Here is a 1,942-nt window from a genome sequence, read left to right as displayed (position 1 = left end):
GGTGTCCTCGGTGTCCGCTGTCGTCGCTGTACTCGCGCCCTTCCCGGCCTGGGGCCCCTCCTGCGCCCTGAACTGTTCTTCGTCCTGGAACTGGCTGAGCACCTCTTTGGCCGCCTCCACGTAGGCGTTCTTCGTGACCTCGTCCAGGGCCGCGCTCACCTCCCCGTAGGCGGCAAGCGTGCGGGTGCCGTGGATATCCTGATCACGCAGCCAGGACGCCACCTTCCCGAACACATTCGGCTGGTAGGTGGGGGCCAACACGTCGTTGAGGTTCTGGAAGATGCGCCCCATGCCGTTGACGTCGGCGTGCACCACACCGACCCAGCTCGTCTCCCCGGCGCGCCCGGCACCGTCTCGGCCGGGCTGAGCGTTCAGCGGGCCGGAACGGGCGTTCGTGCGCTCCGTCGCATCCCGTCCGCCGGCTCGTCGCTTCTGTTCCGCGTTCGCGACCGGGACGCCCGCGAGCGCCGCCTCCAGCTTGGTCAGATCCGGGTACAGCAGCTCGGTCGGATCCGGGTACAGGCGTTCGCTGTCTGTCTCCCCGATGCCTCCGTCCCGAAGCACCTGAAGCATCCGGGTGCGGGCTGGCTTCGCGTAGGTGCGCTTGACCCGGGAGGCCAGCGACAGCTCCTGTTCCCGCGCGTCGTGCCGTGCCTCTTCCTCGGGTTTCTCGGATGTCTCAGAGTCGTGTCCCCTCGCCGGGGGCAGAGGCACGGTGGCTGGTAACCCGCTGTAACGACAGATCGCGGCGAACGGTATCTGCGGGAAGCGCGTCGCGACCGCGGGCCGGGTCGCCGTGTAGCCACCGAGGGCCGCGTGGACGCGGCGCAGCAGCTCCTGCTGTTTCGCATCGTCGTCGAGGTCACCGCGGCTGACGGAGACGAACGCCCCGTCGACGGCCAGGCCGGGCGCTCGCAGTGCCGCCCGCAGGGTCACCTCGGTGATCAGCCCGCGGGCGGTGTGCTCGCTCGCGTCGTCGTCGGCCTCGGTCACCAGCAGGACGACCTTGCCGGACGCCGCCATCACCTCGAGAATCGGCTCCGCCGTCGTCGAGACCGCCTGCTTCTCCGCCTGGCCGATCGTCTCGATCGCTTTTTTCGCCCAGCGTCTGATCATTGTTGTCAGTTCGGACGCGCCGATGTTCTCGCGTTGCTTGTTCGTGCCAAAGATGAACGGCTGGTTCCCGGACGTCTCGATCAGCACAAGGTGCACCTGCGTTCCCCGTTCGTTCGACCCCACCTGTTCCGCACCGCTGGGGACCGGGCGCATGCCACCGTGGCGTCGCTGCCCGGTCCCCAGCGGTGCGGAGCAGGCGAATGTATCGGCTGCGTGACGGTTCCTCGCCACCGGGCCGCCCCTGGCCACCCCGGTAGGCGGCCAGCCGGTTCCGTCAGCGAGATATCCGTCCCCACACATGTGCCTGACGGACGACGGGTGAAGGACGACAGACGACCCTGGTCCTGTGCCGACCTTCCGGCGGTATGGAGGCGGGCCGGCACGGGGGAGAAGGCTACGCAGGGGAGGGGCCGGCGCAGGAGAAGGGCCGGCGCAGGAGAAGGGCCGGCAGGGTAAGGAGAACAGCGCGAGGAGGCCACGCGGGCCGGCACATGACTGGCGGGGCCGCGGCACCCGGCTCCGTGACGCCCGCCGGCCGTGACCGGCAGGCGGCTTACAGGGGCGACAGACGCCGGCTCCCGGCGGCGTCCGCTGTCCGCGGGGGCCTTTCCGGCCGGACGCGTAGGTGGTTCCGGTCGCTGGCGCGACGGTTTCTACCTACGGCTTCCCCGTCCGTAGGTAGAAACCGTTGTGCTGGTGGCGGTTTCCACCTACAGGTCAAGGCGGGTTGTAGGGGAGCGGCAGGAGCGTGGGGCAGTGGGCTTCTGGATTGTGTGAGGCGGCCGGCTCATGGGGCGGTGGGGGATCGTGAGGGCCGGATCACGGG

Annotated in this window: 1 protein-coding gene; it reads right to left on the bottom strand. The window is 69.6% G+C overall.

Translation table 11 applies throughout. From position 1 onward, the window contains the following. Positions 1 to 1,203, bottom strand: a 1,203-nt coding sequence (locus AC5LUJ_RS19085; protein WP_493465408.1) for a hypothetical protein, incomplete at its 3' end; no start/stop codon positions are given. Positions 1,204 to 1,942 lie beyond the last annotated feature (739 nt).

Source organism: Protofrankia sp. CiP1_Cm_nod3, from assembly GCF_982290655.1.
Note: the sequence above shows the minus strand (reverse complement) of the source record. Positions and strands in the feature narration are given on the sequence as shown.